This is a genomic window from Candidatus Synechococcus spongiarum, assembly GCF_900047545.1.
GTDB classification, from domain to species: domain Bacteria; phylum Cyanobacteriota; class Cyanobacteriia; order PCC-6307; family Cyanobiaceae; genus Synechococcus_B; species Synechococcus_B spongiarum_C.
Genome location: NZ_FITM01000054.1, coordinates 1 through 2,112 on the forward strand (window position 1 = coordinate 1; position 2,112 = coordinate 2,112).

At 63.0% G+C, this 2,112-nt stretch carries 2 protein-coding genes and 1 pseudogene; all 3 read right to left on the minus strand.

The features are described from left to right. Positions 1-158 (minus strand): 6-phosphogluconolactonase (locus tag FLM9_RS08705; protein ID WP_180365271.1); only part of this gene is annotated, 158 nt, incomplete at its 3' end. Next, positions 155-1,573: an NADP-dependent phosphogluconate dehydrogenase gene (gene gnd / locus FLM9_RS02090; protein WP_074457032.1), complete on the minus strand. Its 1,419-nt coding sequence runs from the start codon at positions 1,571-1,573 to the stop codon at positions 155-157. The genes gnd and FLM9_RS08705, both read right to left, overlap by 4 nt. A gap of 85 nt (positions 1,574-1,658) precedes the next feature. Next, positions 1,659-2,112 (minus strand): annotated as a pseudogene (gene glgC, locus FLM9_RS02095) (glucose-1-phosphate adenylyltransferase); the annotation flags it as partial.

Here is a 2,112-nt window from a genome sequence, read left to right on the forward strand (position 1 = left end):
TGCCTGTAGGCAGCCTCCGGTGTGCTGCCCCCCGCCAGGGCCACGACGCAACGGGGCTGCCGGCTGGTGGCGCCACGGATCACCGCCGCCATGGCGGCGGCAGCGGCTTGGGCCAGGGCTGCTTTGTCCGGGCTGCGTTGCAGGCGGTAGCGGCTCATGCCAGCCACTCCGTGTGGAAGCTTCCCTCCCGGTCCACCCGTTCATAGGTGTGGGAGCCAAAGCAGTCCCGCATGGCCTGCACGGCGTTCTGAGGCAGCCGGGGTGAACGGTAGCTGTCGATGTAGTGCAGGGCGGCCGAGAGGCACGGCAGGGGGATGCCCGCCTGGGCGCCCGCCTGCACAACGGTGCGCAGGTTGTTCAGCCGTCCATTGATCTGCTGGGTAAACCAGGGATCCACCATCAGGTTGGGAAGCTGGGGAGCCTTGCGGAAGGCGTCCTGGATGCGGCTCAGCAGCTTGGCGCGGATGATGCAGCCTCCTTTCCAGATTCTGGCGATGCTGGTGAGATCCAGGTGGTAGTTGTGCCGCTCCGAGCCGCGCCGCAGCAGGGCAAGCCCCTGGGCATAGCTGGTGATGATGCTGAGGATGACCGCATCCCGCAGCGGCGCCATGCCGTCCGCCACGCTGCCCAGTTCCATAGGGGTGACAGTGGGACCGTCCAGAATGGTGCTGGCCTTGACCCGCTCCGCCTTCAGGGAACTGAGCACCCGGGCATTGACGGACTCATAGATAGTGGGCACCGCCACCCCCATCTCCAGGGCGCTGATCACCGTCCAGATGCCCGTACCCTTCTGGCCGGCCACGTCCAGGATCTTTTCCACCAGGTGGGCGCCACTCTCCGGATCCTTGGTGCGCAGACACACTTCCGTGATTTCCACCAGGTAGGAACTCAATTCCTCCAACTGGTTCCAGGCGCCCACCACGTCAGCCATGGCCTGGCCGTTGAGGCCGGCGCCCCGCTTCATCAGGTCGTAGGCTTCCGCCAGGATCTGCTCCACGCCGTATTCAATGCCGTTGTGAACGGTCTTGACGAAGTGGCCGGCCCCACCAGGACCCATGTAGGCCACACAGGGACCGTCCTCCACCTGGGCGGCCATAGTTTCCACCAGGCTGGCGATGGCCTGGTAGGCCTTCCTGGTGCCGCCAGCCATCATGCTGGGTCCCTCCAGCGCCCCCTTGGCCCCGCCGGAGATGCCCATGCCGATGTACCCGGAACTCCGGCTTTCCAGAGCCTGCACCCGTTGTTCCGTGTCCATGTAGAGGGAGTTGCCGCCGTCAATGAGCAGGTCCCCTTCTTCTAGAAGGGGCACCAGGGTGTCAATGGTGGCGTCAATGGGGGCACCCGCCTTGATCATCATCAGGATGCGGCGGGGACGTTCCAACTGCTGGACAAAGTCCGGCAGGGTGTAGGCCGCTTGAATGGCCTTGCCGGAGCCACGACCAGCCATGAAGGCGTCCGTCTTCTCACGGGTGCGGTTGTAGACCACGCTGCTGAAGCCGTTGCGCTCGGCGTTGAGGATGAGGTTTTCTCCCATGACGCCGAGGCCAACCAGGCCGAAATGCGCCTTGCTCATGACGTGTTGCTGAACTAGGAACAGTGTGGCCGGATTGACCTTAAGGGACTGCGAAGAGTCCGGGCATTGGGCGATTGGATCACGCTCAGATCACCATGTTGTTGGGAATGGTGGCGTTTTTAATCACTATCACCAGGTTGCTGCGGATGTAGAAGCCCAGCTCGGGGCGATCAGCGTCCTCGATGTGGTCCTTGTTGATGAGCTGCACGTTGTCGCCAATGCGTACGTTTTTATCCAGGATGGCCCCCTTCACCGTGGAGCCGGCTCCCACACCCAAGGGAATGCTCCCCTTGGCGCGCATCGCGTCCCGCTGGCCATTGGACTCGTAGTAGTCACTGCCCATGGTCAGGGTGTCTTGCAGCACGGCGCCGCTCTCGATGCGGCTGCGCACCCCCAGTACGCACTTGTGAATGCTGCAGTCTTTCAGGATGGAGCCGTCCCCAAGAATGGACTCGGTCACGTGACTGTCCAGCAGCTTGGTGGGGGGCAGATAACGGGGACGGGTGTATATGGGGAAGTTCTCATCATAAAATGAAAAG